Raw genomic sequence first — 25,582 nt, forward strand, 5'->3', positions numbered from 1 at the left:
TACGCCATACAGGCGAGTACGGCCGCATCATCTAACAAGGCTTGAGATTTAAACCGCCCTTCCCAAAAACGGCCTGTTCACTTATCTTCTTTATTGGCCATTCTAGCAATGGGTTCACTCAAGGAACCCATAAACCAGCTAATGTCAGTCAAACGTTGGCGGTATTGAATGATACATTCATGAGCCGTCTTTAACTCAAATTCATTAAGCACTTCACCTTTAACAAATTTATGGGTCAGCAATGTACCTTTAACGCCTTTTTACCATAGGTATTATCAAGCTAAGTCAGTTAAACACCGAAGCCTATCCTCAAACTCATTGGTGTGGTTAAGCGCTTGAAAAGATTGCTATTTGAAGCGGTTAAAAAACCATTGGCAGTCAGCCAGTACTAGATCTAGAAGTTAGCTTCACCAAGCTAATAACCTCACTCTATTTTCAAACTTACATACTCACTAAAGCCACAAGTCATATAAAACCTTAACTGAGTAAAATTAGCAATAACCAAGTGCGTAGCCCTTGCTAGAGCCTTTCTATAGCTGGTGTAACCTGCTCAAAATCAAAAAAATATACAGTTTACACTTACTAAGCATTTAAATTTGGATAATTCATGTTATAAATAAAGAGTATTGGTTAGCAAAAAGTAATCAGCATGTTTCTAGTAACAGCTTTGCGCAACGTAATAATCTTGAAATATCATTGCAAGCAAGAAATGCATGATACGAAGCTAAACAAAGTCGCCTAAAGAGTACTGCACTGAAATATTTCACTAGGTGATATTAAAATTAATAGAATTATAAAAGGAGGTTATATGTCGCTCATAAAGCTCTTAGTACTATTTACATTCAGTGTTACTTTTTCGCTTTCCGCATCCTCAAATAACGCTAAAAATGAAGAAAAACTTGTTCTATCATCTTGTAAGTCGCTAAATAACGAATCAGCCACCATTTCGGCTATGCCATGTACTTACTATATTCAGGGCTTTCTTGCTGGTGCATTAAATACGAGTCAGCAATACGAACTTAGAAACAATACCGAAGGATTTGCTGACAGAGCTTACCGTACTCGAGTTGGTACACAGACATCCAAAAAGCTACCTACAATCGTATGTATACCCGCAGATGTAACTCGAGAACAACTGGTTCTGCAGATAGTCGATCGAACAATTAACCAACTGTCTCCATCTACAGATTCTTTTAATGACCTTCACAGGCAAGTATATCAAGCATTAGCTGATGAATCGTCATGCGAGCAAAATGATTAACGAGTAAAAAGCTAACCATAATAATTTTAAAACTCGCCAGGTTTTGTACTGGAGTTAACTAACACGAAGCATTAAATAATATGACACAAAAAAATAAAAGCGGCGTTGTTCCAAGCCATAGGCTTAGCCTGTTATTAACCTTAGCCCTATTTTGGTGGATTAACTCAAATTACACTAACCCGCTTTTATTATCACTGGGTGCAGGCTCAATCATGCTGGTGCTTTATATTGCCCAAAAAATGGATGTTATCGACCAAGAAACGCACCCAATCCGTCTAAATGCCAATATGCCAGGCTATACGATATGGTTAGTGAAAGAAGTTATTTTATCTAATATTAGTGTGGTTAAACATATCTGGCTGGGTAACAGCAGTATCTCTTCAACACTCACTACCATAGACACTCGCCAATGCTCAGATATTAATAAAGTCATTTACGCCAACTCCATTACCCTAACCCCTGGCACAGTAGCGATAGACTTAATTGATGACAAGCTTACTGTTCATGCTTTACATAAAGATGGTATCGACGCACTAAAAGCCGGAGAGATGGACCGCCGGGTAAGGGAGCTTGAAGACTAATGTTAGCTACTGCCACCATCGCTATTCTCGTTGTTATGCTACTGGCAATCATTCGCTGTATTGCCGGCCCGACGCTTTATGATCGAATATTAGCTTTCAACTCTTTTGGTACTAAAGCCATACTGCTTATTTCGCTATTGGGCTTTTTAATGGGACGCCCAGAGTTTCTCGATATCGCCCTTGTTTATGCCCTCATTAACTTTATCAGCGTCATCGGCGTTTTACGCTATTCAGACTCAGCCGAGTTCAAAGTGACCCCCTATAAATCTCATTTAACCAAGAAGAGGAAGAAATGAATCACTTACTCGAAATAAGCAGTGGTTTATGCCTGCTAATTGGTAGCTTCCTTTGTTTTTCTGGTGGTATAGGGATTATTCGTTTCCCTGATTTTTACACCCGAATGCACGCTGCAAGCGTAACCGATACCTTAGGTGCAAGCTCAATCCTGATAGGGTTAATGCTGCAAAGCCCAAATGGTTTAGTACTCATTAAGTTGGTATTGATTTTAGTATTCACACTCTTTATCAACCCTTCTGCTAGTCATGCCTTAGCAAAAGCGGCATTACATAATGGCCTATTACCGCAAAAAGATAAGCCTGATCCTCAGGGAGGAAACAAGCCATCGAAGCCTTAGTAGATGTAATACTATTAATCTTTTTAGTGGTCATCGCCATCGCTATCGTTCGCATGAGAGATCTATTAGCGGTCGTCATGTTAACCGGAATTTATGGCTTATTATCAGCCTGTTTCTTTGTGGTACTCGACGCTGTAGATGTTGCCTTTACCGAAGCGTCTGTAGGTGCAGGAATATCAGGCTTACTCATGCTAGCCGCCATTACCATGACTGGCCGAAAAGAGGCGCCAAAGCGGCATAAACCCTTTCTTGCACTGTTTGTTGTACTCGTCACTGGTAGCATGCTGATCTACGGTACCCTAGATATGCCTTATTTTGGCACTGTTGATGCGCCAGTGCATCAACATGTTGCCCCGCGCTATATTCATGACTCGATGGACGAGGTAGGTGTGCCTAATATTGTGACGTCAGTATTAGGAAGCTACCGAGCCTTTGATACTTTAGGTGAAGTAGCCGTTATCTTTACCGCAGGTATTGGCGTGCTTTCGCTGTTATCACTGCCTCGTCGCCGTAAAAAAATTCAATCTGAAGAGCCAACAGAAGAACAAATGCATGAGCGCCACATGGTGGTGCGCATCGTCAGTAAAACACTTATTCCTTTAATCTTGTTATTTGCACTGTATGTACAATTCCATGGTGACTTTGGGCCTGGTGGCGGATTTCAAGCAGGTGTTATCTTCGCTGCTGCGATTATTCTTTATACCATGCTATTTGGTTTAGATACCGCTAAAAAGGTATTTAATCCGGCGCTAATTCAATTGCTTGCTGCTGTTGGGCTTTTGCTCTATGCCAGTGTCGGAGTTGTTTCCATGATCAATGGGGCTAACTTCTTAGATTACAACGTACTGGCTGAAAATCCGATTGATGGCCAGCACTTAGGCATACTGCTGATTGAATTAGGCGTGGGCATCACTGTCGCTTCGGTGATGTTAAGCATCTTTTTCAACTTTGATGGCCGCAGACAAGCTCAGGCTCAAATTCAAGCTGAGAAAAACAGCTCAGATAAAAAAGGGGAGCAGGATGTTTCTCGGACTCTATAACTATTGGATCGTCGTATTGTTGATGATGATTGGCTTTTATATCGTTATCGCCCATGGAAACTTGGTTAAGAAGTTAGTTGGACTCACCATTTTTCAAACCTCAGTGTTTATTTTTTATATCAGTGTCGGCATGGTCGAGCGTGGTAGCGCACCGATATTGGCTGAAGGGATCAGTGATTACTCTAACCCGCTGCCCCATGTGTTAATTCTAACTGCCATTGTGGTGGGTATTGCGACCACAGCGCTTGGTCTAGCACTGGTGATCAGAATCAAAGAAGCCTATGGCTGTATAGAAGAAGATGAGATCCAAAAACAAGATCAGCTCAACGAGGACGAATCATAGTGTTAGCTCACCTGCCTGTTTTACAAGTTGTGGTGCCGCTAATGGCAGCCCCGCTATGCTGGTTCCTAAATCGCTCCAAACTTGTGTGGATATTTGCCTTATTGGTGTGCAGTGCTACCTGTATCAACAGCATAATATTACTAATTGAGGTCATGAAGTCTGGCACCATTACCTATGAACTTGGGGGTTGGGAAGCACCTTGGGGCATTGAATATCGCATCGATAAGCTGAACGCCTTTTTACTGCTAATCATCTCCACCATAGGTACTGTGGTGTTGTTTGCCGCTAACACCAGCATACAAAAAGAGTTAGACGAAGACCGCCACACCTTATTTTACAGCTTATACCTGCTGTCTTTAACCGGCATGTTCGGCATTGTGGCAACCGGTGATGCCTTTAATGTATTTGTATTTTTAGAGATTTCCTCACTGTCCTCCTATGCCTTAATTGCCTTGGGTAAAGATAGACGAGCACTGTGGGCTGCCTACCAATACCTGATAATGGGTACCATTGGTGCCACCTTTATTTTGATTGGTATTGGCATGCTCTATCAAATGACGGGCACGCTAAACATGAGCGATTTAGCTGTTAGGTTAGTTGATGTTGGCCACACCCGTACAGTATTTGCAGCATTCGCCTTTTTAATTGTCGGGATCTGCTTAAAGCTGGCGTTATTTCCACTGCACCTGTGGCTACCTAATGCTTATGCCTATGCACCTTCAATTGTGACAGCATTTTTAGCAGCAACCTCAACTAAGGTTGCTGTGTATCTGCTCATTCGTTTTACTTTTACCGTACTTGGCATCTCTTTCTCATTCACCACCCTGCCCCTGCAAAGTATTTTAATGGTGCTTGGTCTTATAGGTGTTTTTGCCGCATCTATCACGGCTATTTATCAGCAAAATGTGAAACACATCTTAGCTTACTCAAGTATCGCTCAGGTGGGATATATGATCATTGGCTACTCGATTAATACCAGTACCGGCATTATGGCCACCTTACTACATTTGTTTAACCATGCCTTAATGAAAGGCGCGCTGTTTTTAGCATTAGGCGCTGTAATGTACCGCATTGGCAGCGTCCAGCTCAAACAGTTCCAAGGCCTAGGTAAACAAATGCCATTGACCATGTCAGCCATCGTTATTGGTGGGCTCAGTTTGATTGGTGTGCCATTGACCGTCGGTTTTGTCAGTAAATGGTATCTGCTTATCGCCAGTGTTGAGGCTGGTATGTGGCCAGTGGCCGTTCTTATTCTATTGGGATCACTGCTGGCGATTATCTATATCTGGCGTATTGTAGAAATGGCTTACTTCAAGCCGCCACTTAATGGGTGTGAAACTGTCAAAGAGGCGCCTTGGACCTTCCTCGCCCCTATTTGGGCGCTCATTTTCGCTAATATTTATTTCGGTATAGATACTCGCCTAAGCGTGCAAGTTGCACAGGCGGCTTCTCAAAGTTTGTTTGGAATAACCCCATGAATCCATCTTTGCCGCTGATGTTACAGCTAACTATCTTATTGCCTTTACTGGCAACCTTTGCAATTGCAGCAACAGGAAAGAAACCTAACCTGCGTGAGGCTATCACCATCAGTATCAGCCTTATGGTGCTTTACTGCGTAATCAATATCTACCAAGCCCTCATGGCTGGTGCCAGTATTGAGGTCTCATGGTGGGAGCTGATGCCTGATTTAGAGGTGAGTTTTGTCGTAGAACCGCTCGGTATGCTGTTTGCTCTCATTGCCAGTTTTCTTTGGCTAATCACCACCATTTACGCCATCGGCTATATGCGTGACCATAATGAGGATAACCAAACTCGCTTTTATATCTGTTTCGCTTTGGCGATTAGTGCAGTGATGGGGCTCGCCTTTTCAGCCAACCTGTTTACTCTGTTTATCTTTTACGAAGTGCTCACTCTATCAACCTATCCGCTGGTGACTCACGCAGGTACAGACAAGGCCAAACAAGGTGGCCGTGTCTACCTCGGTATCTTGCTCACTACCTCTATCGCCTTTTTCTTACTGGCCATCATCTTAACTTGGTTTGTGACTGGCACCCTTGAATTTACAGCAGGCGGCGTATTTGATGCCGATGTGGATACCACCATTGCAGGCATAATCCTAATGCTATTTATATTTGGCATTGGTAAGGCTGCCATTATGCCATTTCATCGCTGGCTACCCGCAGCGATGGTGGCACCAACACCGGTCAGCGCCCTGCTTCATGCTGTAGCGGTAGTAAAAGCAGGGGTATTTACGGTATTGAAGGTGTGTATTTTCATTTTTGGACTCGACCTACTCCCCCAATTACCAACTACTGAATTTTTACTTTATTTAGCTACCCTTTCAGTGCTCTTAGCTTCAATCGTGGCGATGCGACAAGACAACTTAAAAGCCAGATTGGCCTACTCAACAGTGAGCCAACTCGGCTATATCACTATTGGGGCACTGCTAGCTACTTCATCGGGTGTGATTGGTAGTTCAATGCATATTGCCTCCCATGCCTTTGGCAAAATTACCCTATTCTTTTGTGCTGGCGCCATTTTGGTGGCTAGCCATAAATCTAAGGTAAGCGAAATGCGCGGCTTAGGTTTTGCCATGCCAATCACCATGGGCGCTTTTTTTATTGCCAGCCTTAGCATTATCGGCGTTCCACCAGCCGGAGGGACATGGAGTAAATGGTTCCTATTGATGGGCACTATTGAAACCGGCTATTGGGTTGTCATGGTTGCTTTAATGCTCAGTTCATTACTCAACATCGCCTACCTACTACCTATTCCTTACCATGCGTTTTTCCCCGGTAAAGGGTATAAGTCATCAAGTACAGGTATTAAAGAAGCACCAATGGCTTCATTAATCGCATTAATTATCACATCCCTAGGCTGCTTGATTATGTTCATCCATCCACAGCCCGTTTATGAGTTGGCGAAAGCTATCTTGACTGTATCTGGAGTTAGCCATGGACAATGAGAAGCAATATCTCTTTGATAAACCGAAAAACATTCAGCGGGTTTTATACCTGTTATATACCTGTTGTGCATTGCTTGTGGCACTTGATTTTGTTATTCATCGCCATGTTTATCATAGCTGGGAAAACCTGCCAGCGTTTTATCCTATCTATGGCTTTGTCGGCTGCGTCATCTTGGTCATAGTCGCCAGCTGGATGCGTACCTTTTTGATGCGCCCAGAAGATTATTATGGACCCGTTGAAGAGCTTGATAATAGCAAAATTGAAATAGTCGACGTCAGCGATGGCCACGCCAAAGAAGCTAACAATAAAGGTGATCGCAATGTGGATGCTTGAGTTACCGCCGTTTGTGCTGTTTATCATTGGCGGATTGATTGCTGCTACAACTCGTGGAAAGCTGCGCGGTGCCTTGATGATAGCGATTCCAGTGATCAGCGGATTGCATTTGTGGACTGTGCCAGAAGGCGTCCATTTGCAATTGATGTTTTTAGACTATGAATTAATCCCTTATCGCGCAGATAAATTAAGCCTGATGTTTGGCTATATTTTCCATATTGCCGCATTTATTGGCATCGTCTACTCATTGCACGTTAAAGATACAGTGCAACAAGTTGCCGCTATGCTGTACGCAGGTAGCGCTATTGGTGCGGTGTTTGCGGGTGATTTACTTACCTTGTTTGTGTTCTGGGAGCTGTTGGCATTTACCTCAGTATTTCTAGTTTGGGCTCGTCGTACTCCAGCAGCATATAGCGCGGGGATGCGCTACCTCATCATGCAGGTTCTCTCTGGGGTTATTTTGCTGATAGGTGCGCTGTTTTATATCTCTGAAACCGGTAGCCTAGCCTTTGACTATATCGGCCTAGATAGCATTGCAGGATGGCTTATCTTTATTGCCTTCGGTATTAAGTGTGCTTTTCCTGTTGCTCACACTTGGCTTACCGACGCTTACCCTGAAGCGACGCCGACCGGTACAGTGTTACTCAGCGCATTTACCACTAAAGTGGCGGTTTATGCACTTGCTCGGGCTTACCCTGGCACTGAGTTGCTGATATACATTGGCGCTACAATGACCTGTTTCCCAATCTTCTTTGCGGTGATTGAAAACGATCTTCGCCGAGTGCTTGCCTATAGTTTGATTAACCAAGTAGGCTTTATGGTCGTCGGCATCGGGATCGGGACTTCGCTGGCATTAAATGGTGCAGTGTCTCATGCTTTTAACGATGTCATTTTTAAAGGCTTGTTGTTTATGAGTATGGGCGCCGTACTGCATATGACAGGGCGTATAAATGGCTCCGATCTCGGCGGCCTTTATAAGACCATGCCAAAAACCACGATACTGTGTATTGTTGGTGCGGCCTCCATTTCTGCATTCCCTCTGTTTAGCGGTTTTGTCAGTAAATCCATGGTGATGTCTGCCGCAATGGAAACTGGCCATGACTGGGTCTGGTTAATGCTACTGTTTGCGTCAGCAGGTGTTTTTCATCACGCGGGGATCAAAATCCCTTACTTTGCCTTCTTTGCCCATGACTCGGGTATTCGAGCCAACGATCCACCGCTCAATATGTTAACAGCAATGTTTATCGCTGCCTGTCTATGTATTGGTATTGGTATTTATCCTGCAGCGCTTTATTCTCTGCTGCCATACGATACGGGTTACAACCCATATGATGCGACCCATGTACTCGCTCAGACTCAGTTATTACTGTTTTCAGCATTAGCGTTCGTTTGGCTCAATCTCAAAGGTAAATATCCACCAGAGCTTCGCTCTACTCACCTTGATGTAGATTGGGTATACAGGCGCTTAGTGCCTAATGCACTGCAGCGCATATTTGCAGTCATTTGGAAAGTGGATGGCGAAATTCGTCAATCAATTCGTGGGAAGTTAGACCAATGTCAGCAGTTTTTAGCGCGCCAATACAAAGGGGGGGGGAGCTTTATCTCGAGCGACTATCCATCTGGCAACATGGTGCTTTGGGTAGCAGTGATTCTAGCCAGCTACCTATTCATTGGCTTTATAAACTGACTCAGTCTCATTAATATACTCTCTAGCTTGTTTGCCTATAAACATGAGTAAACAGGCTACTTGTTGTTTTTTTGGGAGTGGATCTCAATTAATAATCAAGTAAATTATTGAATTAAAATTTAGCTTCAATCAATAAATCCTATAGAAAAAAACAGGAGTTTTGCCAACCAAACTCCATGTAATTTGGTTGCTTATTTAGCGCTTAAACCCTAGATGTGATAAAAGCCTTTCAAACCTAATAACAACCTCTTAGAATGGTTTTTATCATCATTTGTAGAGTCGATTAATGCTTAGATTAATTCAATCAAATCAGATGGAAGTTCTGTCAGAACAACTGTCTAAAATGCTCGCTATCCCCCTTGATAACGCTAATTTACTCGCAAATGAACATATCTTGGTGCAAAGTCCGGGGATGTCGACTTGGCTGCGCTTAGAAGTGGCTAAATATAATGGTATTGCTGCCGCCCTGTCCTTTCCGCTGCCGTCGAGTTTTACCTGGCAGTTATGCCATGAACTGCTGCCAGATGTGCCTAAAGATAATGCCTTTACTAAAGCGGCGATGACGTGGAAGTTAATGGATTTACTGCCGCCATTACTTGATGCCTCTGACTTTGCGCCGCTACAAGCCTATTTAGCTCCGGTTGAAAATCAGCACGCCAACCATACAGATGAAGCGCTGCCTTATGTCCAAGCTGGCAGTTTTGATGCCATTAAGCTGTATCAATTATGTGGCCGTATTGCCGATATTTTTGACCAATACTTAGTGTATCGCCCTGAGTGGATTCAAGCTTGGGAGCAAAACGAGCATCCGCTGAAGCTGGAAGAAAACCAGCGTTGGCAACCTAAGCTCTGGCGGGCACTGATTGAATATAACCAGCACCACCTTCATGCCAGCACTTATCATCGCGCCAACTTACATCAACACTTAATTGCTGCACTGCAAAACCCTGACACTGTAATTAAGTCGCTACCTGAGCGATTATTTGTGTTTGGTATTTCTTCTATGCCGCCACAAACCTTGCAAGTGCTGTATCACTTGGCTGAACGCATTGAAGTGATTATGTTTTCCTTAAGCCCTTGTCAGCATTACTGGGGCGATATTGTTGACCCTAAAGCTCGCGCAAGAATGGCGCTGCAATATGTTGATAAAAAGCAGTTAGGCGAGCAATGGGAAGAAAAGCTCGAAGTGGGTAATCCGATCCTGGCTAACAATGGCAAAATGGGCCGTGAATTACTGGATTTAATGCTCGAACTACCGCCAGAACACACTGACTTTAGTTACGACTGCTATATCGAGCCCGAACAATCCCCTGACAGTTTAAATCTACTCCAAGGGGTGCAATACGATATTCTGCAAATGGAAACCCTAGGCCAAGCCCTTGGCCCTGATGCAGCACTTTATCAAAATGTCGCCAATAGACGCTCGTTAAGCCAGCAAGACCAATCAATTACCCTGCGCAGTTGCCATAGCCCGCTACGAGAAGTCGAAACCCTGCACGATCATTTACTCGAGTTACTGTCAAGCAATGCGAATGACAACGGTAAAGCATCACTAAAACCCAAAGATATCGTGGTGATGATGCCCGACGTGGCAGCTTATGCGCCTTATATTGATGCAGTATTTGGCACCAGCAATAGCGGTTTACATCGAAGTAATCAAGACTCAGGCAAAACAGCCAACTACTATATTCCCTATGCCATTGCCGATAGAGGCGCAGCTCAAGAGTCACCGCTAATTAACAGCTTTTTGAATTTACTCAATATTAATCAAAGCCGTTTTGGCCTCACTGACATTATCAGTATTCTCGAAGTCCCAGCAATTTTACGAAAATTTCAGCTCGATGATGATGCTCTGCAGCTTATTAGACGTTGGCTAGATGATGCCAACGTGCGTTGGGGCCGTGATGAAAAAACCCGATTGCAACAAGGAGTACCAGCGTTTAAGCAGAACTCTTGGGCATTTGGTATTAGCCGCTTAATTCAAGGTTATGCTTTTAATGATGAATCAGCGCTTTATAACGATTCACTGCTAGTACAAGGTGTTGAAGGCCAGTCTGCGCAAATTCTTGGCTATTTACTCAATTTCTTAGAGGCCATTGACGAATATCAACTGCAACTGGCTAGCCAATGTCCAACCCTTGAACGTATCGCGCAGCTACAAGCTTTATTAGAGGTTTTCTTTGATGCTGATGATGACGAGCGCGAGCAAGTTCAAACCATTCGCGAAGCCTTAGTCACCTTAAGTACCGAGCTTGAAGACGCCGGTCATCAAGGTGAACTCGATGTTGAAGTGCTCAAGCAATGGTTTAATCAAAACCTTAATGAATCTCGAGTTGGTCAGCGCTACCTTGCAGGGAGTGTGAACTTTTGTACCTTGATGCCGATGCGCTCAATTCCTTTTAAAGTGGTATGTTTACTGGGTATGAATGATGGGGTGTATCCACGAGTACAACACCCTGTTGGATTTGACTTAATGGCCCACAATGGCGCTATTAAAGGTGACCGTTCCCGCCGATTAGACGATCGTTACCTGTTTTTAGAAGCTTTATTGTCTGCCAGAGAGCAATTTTATATCAGCTACATTGGCCACTCTGAGCGTGATAACGCTGAACGAATTCCCTCAATGTTGGTGTCAGAGCTAACCGAGTATTGCCAGCTGTGTTATTTTGCTGACTATTATTTCACTACAAATAATGAGCCTCAACTCGAAACCAGCCAAGGCTTATGTGAAAGCTTTCGTGAAAGCGTTGAAGTTAATAACGCCGATAAAGCAATATTAAGCCATTTAATCCAGCAGCAACCGCTGCAACCCTTTGATGCCAAATTGTTTACTGCAACTCAGCAAACTAAATTGCAGCAAAGTTATAATCATCAGTGGTGCCCGCCAAGTATCGCAGATGCGAACCACTTACTTAATAATGCCCGCTTCTTTAACCGCCTTAAGCCGTTAGATTTAGCCAACGATGACAACCCATTTGATGCTGTTGCCGACGATGGCAGCGCCATTGTGCAACTTGAATTGTCGGCATTATTACGCTTTTTCAGAAGCCCAGCGCAATTCTTTTTCAATCGCAGTTTAAAAATTGATTTTAATTTACGAATTCAAGCTGACGATAACGACGAGCCATTTAACTTAGATGCATTAGAGCGCTATAAATTGCAATCAGCAATGATTGACAGTGCAGTGCATCACCAACTTGAACACGCTGACATTGAGTTTATCAACCAGCTAAAAGCCAGTGGCAGTTTACCCATGGCGCCCTTTGATGATGTGCTGCTTAATCGCTATCAAAACGACATTAAATACGTCATTGGTCGGGTGCTCTATCTCACAGGCGATAAGAGCCACAGTCAGGAAGTGGATATTGATTTACAGTTTGAAGGGCTAACGCCGCTAAACAGCGAGGCTTTAGACAGCACTCAATCAAGCATTAACGTTAACCTTATTGGCCGCATCGATGATATTTACGCTAAAGGGCAAATAAATTATCGCCCTGGCACTGCCCATGGCCGTGATTTTGTCAGGGTGTATTTGCGCCATTTATGCCTTAATGCCGCAGGGGTTGAGAAGAACAGTTACCTGCTGGATATTGGCCATTTTCATGCCTTTAGCGCAATTACGCCAGAGTCCGCTCAGCAATTATTACAGCAATTTATTCAAGCTTATCTCAATGGCCAAGCCCAGCCGTTATGCTTTATGCCGCGCACCGCGTTAGCCTATGTTGAAGCCGATGGTGATCATATGGAAAAACTGCAAGCTGCCGAGCCATTATGGCTTGATGAACAATCAGGCTTTGGTGAAGGGACCGATCCCCATAATCGCCGTTTATTTAGTTTTCCTGAAGACTTTACTGAAGCTGAATTTGGCAAAACAGCCACCATGTTACTGCAACCTATGTTGAGTATTTATCACAAAGGCACCCTCGCCGAGCTTGACGAATATGCTATCCAACCACCTAAGCTCTCTGTAATTAAAGGGGGCAAAGCCTAATGACTCAAATTAATGACAATGCTAGCAAGTTAGAGGCCGCTAACACCGAAATGACTGACTCTGAAATCGCTAATGGCAAAGAAACTCACTCAAAAGTCAGCAAGCTTAATCCGCTAACACTGCCTTTTGCAGGTTCAAGCTTAATTGAAGCCAGTGCTGGCACAGGTAAAACCTACACCATTTCTGGGCTGTATTTACGGCTATTACTGGGCGATAAAGATAAAGCGCCGCTCACCTGTGAACAGATTTTAGTGGTGACCTTTACTAATGCCGCCACCGAAGAGCTGCGGGATCGAATTCGTAAACGTATTCAAGTGGCCTTTAAGTGCTTTATTGGCTTAGACACCAATGATGAATTTGTAGAGGCGCTGTACCAACAAGTACCAGAGTCTGAGCGGGCAATTGCCCTAAGACGGTTAGATTTAGCACTAAAGTCACTAGATGAAGCGGCGATTTTTACCATTCACGGTTTTTGTCAACGCATTTTATCTGACATGGCGTTTGAGTCATCGCTATTATTCGAGTCAGAATTTACTCTCGATGACAGTGAGTTTTTACATCATGCCGTGCGTGATTTTTGGCGTGAGACCTGCTACCCACTGCCACAAGTATTAGCCCAAGTGATTGATAACGAGTTTGGCGACCCTGATAGCTTGGCTTGGCAACTTAAACCGTTACTCGGCGCGAGCCAAGCCAATATCCCGTTTGTGGCGAAAGAGTTTAACCAGTTAGCTGATGAATTAGTTCAAAGCCTTGCTCGCTTTAAAAAGCGCTGGCCAACAGACAGTGAAAAAGAACTGGAACTGCTACACAGCTTACCGCTCAATGGCGCGAGATTCGGCAAAAAAGCCGATGATTATCCAAAGCTTGCGGCCATGTATGATCGCTTAACCAATTGGGTTAGCTTCGGCAATGGCCTGCCGCCAGTTAAAGATTTAGAAATGCTGGCGCTATCTGAGTTAAAACTCAATAAAGGTGGCACTATCCCCAGCGCAAATGATGCGCCGCTGCTCGATCATATCGAGCGATTATTTGCACTTATCCAGCAAATAAAGCCATCATTTTTAATTCGCGCCCGTGACGGTATTCGGCTGCGATTTATGCTGCAAAAAGCCCAGCGCAACTTAATGACCCCAGATGATCTCTTGATCACCTTGGCTGATGCCTTATCAACTGCTACTAAATCAACTGATACTGAATCAACTGATACTGAATCAACTGCTACTGAATCCAGCGCACACCATTTAGCCAAAGCCATTGCAACACGCTTTCCGGTGGCATTAATTGATGAATTCCAAGATACTGATCCGCTGCAATTTACTATTTTCTCAACCATTTATCAGCAGCAAACCCAGCTTGATAGTTTAAGTTTATTAATGATTGGCGATCCCAAACAAGCCATTTATGCCTTTCGCGGCGCCGATATTCATACCTATATCCATGCCCGTAAGCAAACTAAAGCGCACTATAACCTCGAAACCAATTACCGCTCATCCACGGCACTGGTCAATGGGGTTAACCAGCTCTTTAGCCAACATCAGGATCCATTTATCAGTGATGCGATCCCTTATGATGTGGTTGATACCCCAGCCAGCGCTGACAATAAAAAGCTCACTGAAGCCACTGAAGACAAATCAGCGCTGCGAATTAAACTGCTTGGCGAAGGTGAAAGCGGCTTAAATAAAACTACTGCCCGTCATCTACTGGCGAATGATGCTGCCAGTGAAATAAAACGTTTATTAACTGAAGCGCAAACTGAGCAATGCCATATGAATGACACAGCGCTCATCGCCAAAGATATTGCCGTGTTAGTGCGCGATAAAAACGAAGCCTCGGTGATGAAGCAAGCCTTAAGCGAGCGTAATATTGGCGCAGTATTTTTAAGCCGAGATAGCGTATTTAACACCCAAGAGGCCTTTGAACTGGCGATAATTTTACGGGCTATTGCTAACCCGAAAGATGAGCGCTGCCTTCGCGCAGCACTTGCCACCGAGCTTATGGGTTACAGCGCCCAGCAAATTCATCTGTTTAATCAAGATGAAGAGCAGCGACAAAGCTTACTGGATCAATTTGCTGATTGGCATCAAACCTGGCTTAAGCGCGGCATCATGCCTGCGCTGTTAAGTTTGGCTAACCAAACCCAGCTGATTAAGCGCTATTTAAGTAAACAGCTTAGCCCAAGCGTCGACAGCAACTCAGATAGCATGGCTCAAAGTAGTGTTGATAGTTGTGCTAATAGTAATGCTGAAAGTGGCGAGCGCCGACTCACCGATTTCCGTCATTTGTGCGAACTACTGCAGCAAAAAGCCACCGAACTTGATGGTAGCAGCGCGATAATGAATTGGTTTGAGCAACAACTGATTGATGCTCAAGGCAATGATGAGCAGCAATTGCGCCTTGAAAGCGAGCAAAATCTGGTGCAAATCGTTACCATTCATAAAAGTAAGGGGCTTGAATATCCCGTTTGTATGGTGCCATTTATTAGTCTCGCGCGGGATAATCGCAAAAAGCCTGCGCCTATGCTTTACCATAAAAATGACCAATTAGTTTGGGATGTTGAGGGCACGAAAGAAGGCTGGGAGCAATACAAACAAGAAAACCTCGCTGAAGATTTACGTCTGTTATACGTGGCGCTCACCCGTCCGGTTTATGTGTGTTACTTATACATTGCCAACCATAGCCGCATGCTTAAAGCTGGGGTAAGTAGTCACTTATACGAAACCGCCATTGGTTATTTATTGGGGATCACCACTAAAGATTGTGATTTTGAGTTGTTATCACAACATGCACAGGCCATAAAAACCAGCGCGCCAGTGCCCGATGCCATTAGCGTGGTTCAGCTAGAGGCGATTGATGACTCAGCGCTCACTGAACTTAATGGCCAGTCGCAACAGTTAGCGGCAAAAACCTTGCAGCGTGATTACCACACCCCATGGCGAGTTGGCAGTTACTCAGGTTTGGTGAAACACCTTGCCCATGAAAAAGTCTCTCCGGGTGCCGACGATGAAGACTTTAGCCAAGAAACCCTGCCACAATTTGAATCCGCAGCAGACATCAACCCTTTTGACACTGATGTTGAAAACAACGCCATTAATCGTTTTACCTTCGAGCGCGGCGCCAATGCCGGTAGCTTCATGCATTTGGTGTTAGAGCTATTTGATTTCACCAATGCTGAGGCTGAATTGCCACAAGCCTTACCCAAAGCCATGGAGCAATATGGTTTTGACCAAGAGATATGGACAGATACCTTAATCCAGTGGTATCAACAAATCCTTCATAGCCCGCTCATTACCAATAATGCAGCGCAAGATAATCAGCTATTAAATGATCATGGTTTGCCACTGACATTAGCCCAGTTAGCCCCAGAGCAAAAATTAGTTGAGATGGAGTTTTATCTGCCCATTAGCCAATTAAAATCTCAGCAGTTAAATCAGTTGTTACAACAATATGGTTATGATGCAGGCCTTGAATTTGACGAGCTACAAGGCATGTTAAAAGGCTTTATCGATTTAACCTTTGAGTATAAAGGCCAGTATTTTATTGCCGATTATAAATCTAACCATTTGGGTGACGATTTAACATGTTATGACCATAATGCGATGGCGACAGCCATCAGTAGCCACCGTTATAATTTGCAATATATTCTTTATACCTTGGCACTGCATCGTTACTTATCTTTGCGAATGCCAAGTTATGATTACCAGCGTCATATAGGCGGCAGTTTTTACCTTTTCTTACGTGGTATGAGCCCAGAAGCTTCAGGCGCAGGAATATTTTTTGATAAACCGCCATTGGCCTTAATCGCTGATTTAGATGCACTATTTTCAAACAACAATGCATTGGAGCAAAAATAATGATTACCCTTAGCGCCCCAATGACTCAGTTACTTAAAAATTGGCAACAACAAGGGTTAATTACCCCACTTGATCGTCACTTTGCCCTTGAAATGGCCAACTCTCAGCTCGCTCAAGTTGATGCCAAAAATGACACTGCTGATGAGTTTTTATTATTAATCTGTGCGCTATTAAGCCAGCAATTATCAAGTCAGCACAGCTGCTTAGTTATCGATAATATCGATCTTGATAATCCGTTTTGCGAGCAAGAGTCCCATTGCAAGTTAACAATAACCCACCAGCAACTCAGTGACGCTATCGAAGCATTAGCCTGTGTCGGCCAACCTGATGATAACCAGCCATTAATTGTTGAGCATAACCGATTGTACTTAAACAAGTATTATCACTTTGAAACCCAAGTGGCAGCCCGATTCAACCAGTTGGCACAAGTTAACTTAACTGTTGATACCGCAACGCTAGCGCAATATTTGAATGACTTATTCGATGAAAAACCAGATGTAAATAGCAAGAGCATCAACTGGCAAAAAGTGGCCACTGCTACGGCGCTAACTAAAGCCTTAGCGGTGATTACTGGCGGCCCCGGCACAGGTAAAACTACCACTGTCACTAAGTTGCTCTTGTTACTGCTAACTCAAAAAGCCTTAACCATTCGACTGGTGGCGCCAACCGGTAAAGCCGCAGCGCGATTAAGTGAGTCCATTAAAGCCTCTAAAGCGCGGCTAGTAAGTCAAGTTGAGCAAACCGCTAAGCCAGAGCTAATTGATGCCCTAAGCAAAATTCCTGAAGAGGCTGCTACCCTGCACCGTTTGTTAGGAGTGATCCCTAACTCACACTTATTTAGACACCACAAAGATAACCCTCTTAGGTTAGATTTATTGGTGGTCGATGAAGCATCAATGGTGGATTTGCCTATGATGCATAAGCTATTAAGCGCCCTGCCTAAAAATGCCCGCCTAATATTATTGGGCGATCAAGACCAGCTGGCATCCGTTGAAGCAGGCGCTGTATTGGCGGATATTTGTGCAGGGTTAAAAGTGACTGCCGATCTTAGTGCTAATGCATCACCATGGCAAATGCGCTATTCAGAGCAGCAAGCCAACTTATTGCAGCAGTTAACTCAGCAAAATACCAGTCAGTTTATCCATCCTAAACCTATGCTCGGCGACAATTTATGTATGCTGATGCACAGCCACCGCTTTAAAGGTGATGGCGGCATTGGCTTGCTGGCCAATGCGGTAAACTATGTCAACATCAACGGCATTCGCCGTGAGTGGCAGTGCGGCCATCAAGAGTTAACTTGGATAGAGCATCAGCCCGACGCCCAAAGTTTGCCGTTATTGCAATCGGCAGTGGCAGCTTATGCCGAGTACTTACAAAAAGTGCTCGATAATCAGTATGCTTACTCGCAGCAATTAAGCTGTATTTATGGCGCAGAAGAGATTATTGATACCTTCAATAAATTCCGCATTCTATGTGCCATGCGCTCAGGTGAATTTGGCGTTGATGGCATGAACCTCGCCATCACTAATGTGCTCAAACAGAATCATTGGATAAAACCCACTCAAGAATTTTACCTTGGTAGACCGATTATCATTCAAAGTAATGATTACAATTTAGGCTTATTCAACGGCGATATTGGCTTGATATTGCAAGATGAGCAAAAGCCCGAAAAATTAATGGCCTACTTCGTTAAAGCCGATGGCAGCTTGTTGAAAGTACAACCTGCAAGGCTGCCCAATCACGACAGTTGCTTTGCGATGACCGTACATAAAAGCCAAGGCAGCGAGTTTGAAAAAGTCGCCTTTGTGTTACCACAAAAACCCAGTAACGCCCAATGGCAGCTGCTGACTAAAGAGTTGGTTTATACCGCTATCACTCGCGCCAAAGAGCATTTTATTTGTTTAGGCACACCGTATGTATTTGAGCGTGCCAGCAAACAGGTAACCTCACGCGCATCAGGCTTAGCACTAAGGTTATGGGGAGAGGATAACGAGTAGTTGGTATCTCAACTATGGATACTGCCGCCAAGCAATTGATCAAATAGATATAGATAGAGCTAGAAATGTAACTTTTTGATGTTTTTTCCATAAAGCAGCTAAGTTAGTTCCTATGAGTTAATTCATAGAAACATGGAAGTATTATGGATCTAGAAAAGAGTTTAGACCAAGCAGATAAGACAATAAATGACCCTAACCCGCCTAGATGGCAAAAGATAGGTAAAGAAAACTATAACCTAGCTATCAATCGATTCAGCCCGGGGCATGAATTTAAAATTGCGCCGCTACATAAGGAAGACTTTGAAATGTTGCATTTATTGTAACCCATATCACTAATGATAAAATATCCACTGTGATTGATTATAACGGCGAACTTATAAGTGTTTCAGTCGCGTTCAATGATCTAGCTTCTGACTCAAAAACTCCCCCCTCAACGGGCAAAACCTCTAAGCCTGTTTAAACTCTTCAGCTAGAAAGGATTCGTTTGAATGCGTCGCATTTTTAAAGCGAACAGGCTAGTATCATCGAACGGATAATCTTTAAAAAATTAAACTGGCAGTTATCCCGTTAAGATAACTGCCAAATCAAACACTAAAAACAACCTAAAAACTATCACCAGGTATTCTTACCCAACCTTCCATAAGCACTCTTGCACTGCGGCTCATGCTGGCTTTATTCACCTGCCAGCTACCATTGGATAATGTCGCTTCTGCGCCCACTTTTAGAGTGCCCGATGGATGACCAAACACCACTGAAGTACGTGCTTGTCCACCAGCGGCAAGATTGACTAGCGAGCCTTCAACGGCAGCAGCCGTGCCTATTGCTACCGCTGCTGTACCCATCATGGCATGGTGCAGTTTACCCATTGATAATGCCCGCACTTGTAAGTCAATATCAGTGGCTAATACCGCTTTACCACTTGATGAGTTGTATGCACTTGGCGGCGACACAAAGGCAATCTTTGGCGTGTGTTGGCGCGCTGCGGCTTCATCAATGTGTTTAATTAACCCCATTTGCACTGCACCATGGGCACGTAAGCTTTCGAAAAATGCTAATGCGCTATCATCATTGTTTATGTCATCTTGAAGCTCATTACCCACATAACCAATGTCGGCAGCATTAACAAATATCGTTGGAATACCAGCATTGATCATAGTGGCTTTAATGGATGGGATCCCTTTTGCGCTAAGCTCTGGCACAACTAAATCATCCACCACATTGCCAGTTGGTAACATCGCTGCATCAGCGTCTGCTGGCGCTAAAAACTCTACCAGTACTTCGGCTGCAGGAAAGGTCACCCCGTCTAATTCAAAATCACCGGTTTCTTGCACTGCGCCGTTAGCCATTGGCACGTGCGCAATTATGGTTTTGCTGATATTGGCCTGCCATATACGCACTACCGCAATACCATTTTCAGGTACGCGGCTACTGTCAATTAAGCCATTGGATATGGCAAACGAACCCACAGCCGCCGTTAAATTACCGCAATTACCAGTCCAATCAACGAAGGGTTTGTCTATGGCCACTTGGCCAAAAAGGTAATCCACATCATGATCGGCGTGACGGCTTTTAGACAGTATTACCGTTTTGCTGGTACTTGAGGTTGCGCCGCCCATGCCATCAGTTTGTTTGCCATAGGGATCTGGACTGCCAATGACTCTAAGTAGCATGGCATCACGGGCATCGCCCGCAACTTGAGCCGCTTTAGGTAAATCAGTTAGATTGAAAAACACCCCTTTACTGGTGCCACCACGCATATAGGTTGCTGGAATTTTTATTTGTGGAATATGAGACATCATGTTTCCTAAAATCAATCAGCACAATGAGTGAGAGGCATTCATTGTGCTGATGTTTGTTAAATTTAACGCAGCTATAACTACTTATGACTCATCACTAGTCACTAATGGCTGGCCTCTAAAAAGTCTTGGGCAAAGCGTTGTAAAATACCGCCCGCTTCATAGATAGACACCTCTTCAGCGGTGTCTAATCGACATTTAACTGGCACAGTTAAATGCTCACCATTAGTGCGAGTAATGATTACTGATAGCGCCGCACCTGGAGTACGCTCACCGATAACATCGTAGGTTTCAGTACCATCAATTTGATAGGTATGACGGTTCTCGCCATTGGTAAACTCAAGCGGCAGCACGCCCATTCCTACAAGGTTGGTACGATGGATACGCTCAAAGCCTTCAGCAACAATCACTTCAACGCCCGCTAAGCGGACCCCTTTGGCTGCCCAGTCACGGCTTGAACCTTGACCATAATCAGCACCTGCGATGATGATAAGTGGCTGCTTACGCTCCATATAGGTTTCAATGGCTTCCCACATGCGCGACTCTTGCCCTTCTGGCTCGATTCGGGCGTAAGAACCTTGCTTAATCACTTGCTTGCCATCTTTACCTAAGGTGGTCACCATTTCATTAAATAGTTTAGGGTTAGCAAATGTGGCACGTTGTGCGGTTAAGTGATCGCCGCGATGGGTGGCATATGAGTTGAAATCAACTTCAGGCAAGCCCATTTTATCAAGGTAAGCACCTGCTGCACTATCAAGCATAATAGCGTTTGATGGTGATAAATGATCGGTAGTGATGTTGTCACCTAATACCGCTAATGGGCGCATGCCTTTCATGGCGCGCTCACCCGCTAATGCGCCTTCCCAATAAGGAGGACGACGGATATAGGTACTTTGAGGGCGCCAATCATACTGTGGATCAATCTTAGCTGAAGAGTCGCTGCCGTATTCAACTTTGATATCAAACATTGGCTCATACACTTTGCGGAATTGCTCAGGCTTAACGCTAGCAGCGATAACCGCATCAATTTCAGCATCTGATGGCCAGATATCTTTAAGCCTTATATCGTTACCTTGTTGATCTTTACCTAAAACATCTTTTTCAATATCAAAACGAATGGTGCCAGCAATAGCGTAGGCAACCACCAGTGGCGGCGAGGCTAAGAACGCTTGTTTCGCATAAGGATGAATACGACCATCAAAATTTCGGTTACCTGATAACACCGCGGTGGCATATAAATCACGTTCAATCACTTCTTGTTGAATCACAGGATCGAGCGCGCCACTCATGCCATTACAGGTAGTACAGGCAAAACCGACAATACCAAAGCCCAAGGCTTCAAGTTCGGTTAATAAATTGGCATCTTCAAGATACAACTGCACCGCTTTTGAGCCTGGTGCTAATGAGGTTTTAACCCAAGGTTTACGTGTAAGCCCCTTGGCATTGGCGTTACGGGCGATTAAGCCTGCAGCAATCACATTGCGTGGGTTAGAGGTGTTAGTACAACTGGTAATGGCGGCAATAATACAAGCGCCATCAGGCATTAAGCCGGCTTCATTCTCAACAATACCGCTAATGCCTTTAGCGGCTAAATCACTTGTCGATACGCGGCGATGTGGGTTTGAAGGACCTGCAATGTTACGTCCAACACTGGATAAGTCAAAACGCAGCACGCGTTCATATTCTGCATTAACTAGCGTGTCAGCCCATAGGCCATTTTGTTTGGCGTAAGTCTCAACTAACTCAACTTGTTTATCATCACGGCCAGTCAGTTTTAAGTAATCAATGGTTTTATCATCGATATAAAACATCGCTGCTGTGGCGCCAAATTCTGGCGTCATATTTGAAATCGTAGCGCGATCGCCTAATGTCAGATTAGCGGCGCCTTCACCATAAAACTCAAGGTAAGTTGATACTACTTTTTGCTCGCGTAAAAACTCGGTAATCGCTAACACAATATCTGTCGCAGTTATGCCTGATTGACGCTCGCCGACCAGCTCAACACCGACTATATCAGGTAGACGCATATAAGATGGGCGACCTAGCATCACGCTTTCAGCTTCAAGCCCACCAACACCAATAGCGATAACACCTAAAGCATCCACATGGGGCGTATGGCTATCTGTGCCCACTAAGGTATCAGGAAATGCCACGCCTTCACGGGCTTGCACCACTGGCGACATTTTCTCTAAATTAATTTGATGCATGATGCCGTTACCGGGCTGGATCACATCAATATTTTTAAAGGCCGTTTTAGTCCAGTTAATAAAATGAAATCTGTCTTCATTACGTCTGTCTTCAATGGCGCGGTTTTTTTCAAAGGCATCTTTTTCGAAACCTGCATGTTCGACAGCCAGAGAGTGATCGACAATCAACTGCGTTGGCACTACTGGGTTCACTTTTGATGGGTCGCCGCCTTTTTCAGCGATAGCATCACGTAAACCCGCTAAATCAACTAATGCGGTTTGACCAAGAATGTCGTGACAAACAACACGGGCTGGAAACCAAGGGAAATCGAGATCTCGCTTACGTTCAATAATTTGTTTTAAGCAATCTGTTAGCGTCTCAGGTGGGCAGCGACGCACAAGGTTCTCGGCATAAACACGAGAACTGTATGGCAGTTTGTCGAATGCGCCTGCTTGGATATCATCAACAGCAGCTTTGGTATCAAAGTAATCCAGCTCTGTACCTGGTAACGGTTTTCTATAATTTGAATTCATAACCCAATCCATCAAGTTTGGTAATTGTTAGCTAGTTTGCAATTTGCATGTTCAACAAGGTCTGAAAAACAAAAGGCTGACCCATTGGCCAGCCTTTGACTGTTTATCTTTCGCTAATTGGCGTTACAGTGCGTGGCTCAGATCCGATGTAATCAGCACTTGGTCTGATAATACGATTGTTTGAGCGCTGCTCCATGACGTGAGCAGCCCAGCCAGTAAGACGTGAACACACAAAGATAGGCGTAAATAGCTTGGTTGGAATACCCATAAAATGATAAGCCGATGCATGGAAGAAATCAGCATTACAGAATAGTTTTTTTGTATCCCACATAAACTCTTCACAAGCCACTGAGATGTCGTACAAGCTAGTATCGCCATTTTCCTGAGCCAGTTTTTCTGACCAGGCTTTAATGATCACATTACGTGGATCTGAAGTGCGGTAAATCGCATGACCAAAGCCCATGATTTTTTCTTTACGCTCTAGCATGCCTGCCATTTGCGCTTTAGCATCGCTTGGCGAAGTAAACTTTTGGATCATGTCCATTGCTGCTTCATTAGCACCGCCATGAAGTGGGCCACGAAGAGTACCGATAGCACCGGTAATACACGAGAACATGTCAGATAAGGTTGAAGCACATACGCGCGCAGTAAAGGTAGAAGCGTTAAACTCATGCTCTGCATAAAGTATTAACGATACATCCATCACTTTACGATGTTGCTCTGAAGGCGTTTTACCATTCAATAGTTTTAAGAAGTGGCCGCCGATGGTTTCTTCATCTGTAACGCAGTCAATTTCAACACCTTCATGGCTGAAACGATACCAGTAACACATGATGGCAGGAAAAGCGGCGAGTAAGCGGTTTGCTGCTTTATGTTGCTCAGCAAAATCAGCTTCTGGCTCAAGATTACCTAAAAATGAGCAACCAGTGCGCATCACATCCATTGGATGTGCATCGGCAGGAATACGTTGTAATACTTCTTTTAATGCTTGTGGTAAATCACGCTGAGTCGTCAATACTGATTTATAAGTATCTAGCTGATCTTGCGTTGGCAATTCACCATTAAATAATAGATAGGCGACTTCCTCAAAAGTAGCATTTTCAGATAAATCGGCAACATCGTAACCGCAATAGGTTAAACCTGAGCCTGATTTACCTACGGTACATAATGCTGTATCACCTGCGCTTTGACCACGAAGGCCTGCACCACTTAGTTTCTTGTCTACCATAATGATTTCCTATTCTTTTATGTGTTTCGAGTACTATTTGGTTGTCTTTTAAATTATCGGTTTGCTTGTCGACAATCTTTGTTCAAGAACAATATTTGTGCATTAATCATCCAATCGCAATAAATCGCTATTGCTACCACGACAAAGCTTATAAACACTGTTTATCAACACTTTCTATCAACAGAAAACTGCTTTTATGTCTTGCCAGTAATTACTTGTTTTTACCTTCAGCAAATAAGCTATCAAGCTTTTGCTCATAATCGTGGTAACCGAGGTAATCGTATAAATCCATACGGGTTTGCATGGTGTCGACAACCGCTTTTTGGTCACCATCTTTTAAGATTGCGCTGTAGACATTTTCAGCGGCTTTATTCATCGCACGAAATGCACTTAACGGATACAGCACCATGGCTGCGCCCCACTGACCGAGTTGCTCTTTGTTCCATAACTCTGTTTGACCAAACTCGGTGATGTTAGCCAAAATCGGGACATCAAGTGCATCGGCAAAGGCGCGATAATGCTCTTCAGTTTTTACCGCTTCGGCAAAAATACCGTCTGCACCGGCGGCAACATAGGCTTTAGCACGGGCGATCGCCGCCTCTAAACCTTCTTGAGCAAATGAGTCGGTTCTTGCCATGATGAAAAAATCAGGATCAATACGGGCATCGACAGCCGCTTTAATGCGATCAACCATTTCTTCAGTAGACACAATCTCTTTGTTGGGGCGGTGACCACAACGCTTCTGCGCAACTTGATCTTCCATGTGCACAGCTGCAGCGCCGGCTTTTTCCATATCACGAACGGTTTTAGCGATGTTAAATGCACCACCCCAACCGGTATCGATATCCACTAATAGTGGTAAGTCACAGGCTGAAGTAATACGCTGAACGTCAACAATCACATCATTGAGTGACGTCATACCTAAATCAGGTAAACCATAAGATGCGTTCGCCACACCGCCACCCGATAAATATATCGCTTGATGACCAATTTGTTTCGCCATCATTGCTGAATACGCATTAATAGTTCCAACGATTTGTAGTGGCTTGTTGTCGACTAATGCCTGACGGAATTTTTTGCCTGCGCTCATGATATCCCTCTCTCTATTTGTTATTGCTATGCGGCAGTTGTTTACGCTTAACTGCCGAAGC

Annotated in this window: 18 protein-coding genes and 1 pseudogene; 14 read left to right on the forward strand and 5 right to left on the reverse strand. The window is 44.1% G+C overall.

From position 1 onward, the window contains the following. A pseudogene (locus Q4557_RS04540) lies at window positions 1–242 on the reverse strand (transposase); the annotation flags it as partial. Between the two features lie 566 nt (window positions 243–808). Between Q4557_RS04540 and Q4557_RS04545 the strand changes: the two are divergent. From Q4557_RS04545 to Q4557_RS04610, 14 genes are all read left to right on the forward strand, one after another. Beyond that, a complete protein-coding gene (locus Q4557_RS04545) occupies window positions 809–1,261 on the forward strand; it encodes a hypothetical protein (protein ID WP_303410987.1) in 453 nt (150 codons plus the stop codon). Between the two features lie 80 nt (window positions 1,262–1,341). Beyond that, window positions 1,342–1,842 carry a Na+/H+ antiporter subunit E gene (locus tag Q4557_RS04550; protein ID WP_102440571.1) on the forward strand — a complete coding sequence of 167 codons (501 nt, stop codon included), beginning with the start codon at window positions 1,342–1,344 and terminating at the stop codon, window positions 1,840–1,842. Beyond that, window positions 1,842–2,138, forward strand: coding sequence for a monovalent cation/H+ antiporter complex subunit F (locus Q4557_RS04555; RefSeq protein WP_102440570.1), 297 nt, complete (start codon window positions 1,842–1,844; stop codon window positions 2,136–2,138). Before Q4557_RS04550 ends, Q4557_RS04555 begins: the two co-directional genes overlap by 1 nt. After that, complete coding sequence (gene mnhG / locus Q4557_RS04560; protein WP_303410990.1) at window positions 2,135–2,476, forward strand: monovalent cation/H(+) antiporter subunit G; 342 nt, start codon at window positions 2,135–2,137, stop codon at window positions 2,474–2,476. Before Q4557_RS04555 ends, mnhG begins: the two co-directional genes overlap by 4 nt. Window positions 2,477–2,502: 26 nt before the next feature. After that, complete coding sequence (locus Q4557_RS04565) at window positions 2,503–3,516, forward strand: Na(+)/H(+) antiporter subunit B (protein WP_277869117.1); 1,014 nt, start codon at window positions 2,503–2,505, stop codon at window positions 3,514–3,516. Further along, window positions 3,497–3,859: a cation:proton antiporter subunit C gene (locus tag Q4557_RS04570; protein ID WP_102440567.1), complete on the forward strand. Its 363-nt coding sequence runs from the start codon at window positions 3,497–3,499 to the stop codon at window positions 3,857–3,859. Before Q4557_RS04565 ends, Q4557_RS04570 begins: the two co-directional genes overlap by 20 nt. Beyond that, window positions 3,859–5,337 (forward strand): monovalent cation/H+ antiporter subunit D family protein, encoded by a 1,479-nt coding sequence (locus tag Q4557_RS04575; protein WP_102440566.1) that lies wholly within the window; start codon window positions 3,859–3,861, stop codon window positions 5,335–5,337. Before Q4557_RS04570 ends, Q4557_RS04575 begins: the two co-directional genes overlap by 1 nt. Continuing rightward, window positions 5,334–6,824: a monovalent cation/H+ antiporter subunit D family protein gene (locus Q4557_RS04580; protein ID WP_303410995.1), complete on the forward strand. Its 1,491-nt coding sequence runs from the start codon at window positions 5,334–5,336 to the stop codon at window positions 6,822–6,824. The genes Q4557_RS04575 and Q4557_RS04580 overlap by 4 nt, the downstream gene beginning before the upstream one ends. Next, the gene (locus Q4557_RS04585; RefSeq protein WP_102440564.1) at window positions 6,814–7,158 is read left to right on the forward strand and encodes a hypothetical protein; all 345 of its coding nucleotides are present in this window, start codon (window positions 6,814–6,816) and stop codon (window positions 7,156–7,158) included. The genes Q4557_RS04580 and Q4557_RS04585 overlap by 11 nt, the downstream gene beginning before the upstream one ends. After that, window positions 7,145–8,845, forward strand: coding sequence for a Na(+)/H(+) antiporter subunit D (locus tag Q4557_RS04590; RefSeq protein ID WP_303410998.1), 1,701 nt, complete (start codon window positions 7,145–7,147; stop codon window positions 8,843–8,845). Before Q4557_RS04585 ends, Q4557_RS04590 begins: the two co-directional genes overlap by 14 nt. Before the next feature lie 286 nt (window positions 8,846–9,131). Then, the gene (gene recC, locus Q4557_RS04595) at window positions 9,132–12,836 is read left to right on the forward strand and encodes an exodeoxyribonuclease V subunit gamma (RefSeq protein ID WP_303411000.1); all 3,705 of its coding nucleotides are present in this window, start codon (window positions 9,132–9,134) and stop codon (window positions 12,834–12,836) included. A gap of 50 nt (window positions 12,837–12,886) precedes the next feature. Next, the gene (locus tag Q4557_RS04600; protein ID WP_303411153.1) at window positions 12,887–16,690 is read left to right on the forward strand and encodes a UvrD-helicase domain-containing protein; all 3,804 of its coding nucleotides are present in this window, start codon (window positions 12,887–12,889) and stop codon (window positions 16,688–16,690) included. Further along, a complete protein-coding gene (recD, locus tag Q4557_RS04605; protein WP_303411002.1) occupies window positions 16,690–18,687 on the forward strand; it encodes an exodeoxyribonuclease V subunit alpha in 1,998 nt (665 codons plus the stop codon). The genes Q4557_RS04600 and recD overlap by 1 nt, the downstream gene beginning before the upstream one ends. Before the next feature lie 143 nt (window positions 18,688–18,830). Next, window positions 18,831–19,010, forward strand: a complete 180-nt coding sequence (locus Q4557_RS04610; protein ID WP_303411004.1) for a hypothetical protein — start codon at window positions 18,831–18,833, stop codon at window positions 19,008–19,010. Window positions 19,011–19,289: 279 nt separating this feature from the next. On the opposite strand, the gene prpF is transcribed toward Q4557_RS04610, so the two are convergent. The 4 genes from prpF to prpB all read right to left on the reverse strand — a co-directional run bounded on the left by prpF (window position 19,290) and on the right by prpB (window position 25,521). Continuing rightward, window positions 19,290–20,483 carry a 2-methylaconitate cis-trans isomerase PrpF gene (gene prpF, locus Q4557_RS04615; RefSeq protein WP_303411155.1) on the reverse strand — a complete coding sequence of 398 codons (1,194 nt, stop codon included), beginning with the start codon at window positions 20,481–20,483 and terminating at the stop codon, window positions 19,290–19,292. Window positions 20,484–20,587: 104 nt separating this feature from the next. Then, window positions 20,588–23,203, reverse strand: a complete 2,616-nt coding sequence (gene acnD / locus Q4557_RS04620) for a Fe/S-dependent 2-methylisocitrate dehydratase AcnD (protein WP_303411006.1) — start codon at window positions 23,201–23,203, stop codon at window positions 20,588–20,590. Between the two features lie 103 nt (window positions 23,204–23,306). Further along, window positions 23,307–24,431, reverse strand: a complete 1,125-nt coding sequence (gene prpC, locus Q4557_RS04625) for a 2-methylcitrate synthase (protein ID WP_102440557.1) — start codon at window positions 24,429–24,431, stop codon at window positions 23,307–23,309. A gap of 211 nt (window positions 24,432–24,642) precedes the next feature. Beyond that, a complete protein-coding gene (gene prpB, locus Q4557_RS04630; protein ID WP_076536891.1) occupies window positions 24,643–25,521 on the reverse strand; it encodes a methylisocitrate lyase in 879 nt (292 codons plus the stop codon). Between the last annotated feature and the right edge of the window lie 61 nt (window positions 25,522–25,582).

This window comes from Shewanella sp. 5_MG-2023 (genome assembly GCF_030547465.1).
Classification (GTDB): domain Bacteria; phylum Pseudomonadota; class Gammaproteobacteria; order Enterobacterales; family Shewanellaceae; genus Shewanella.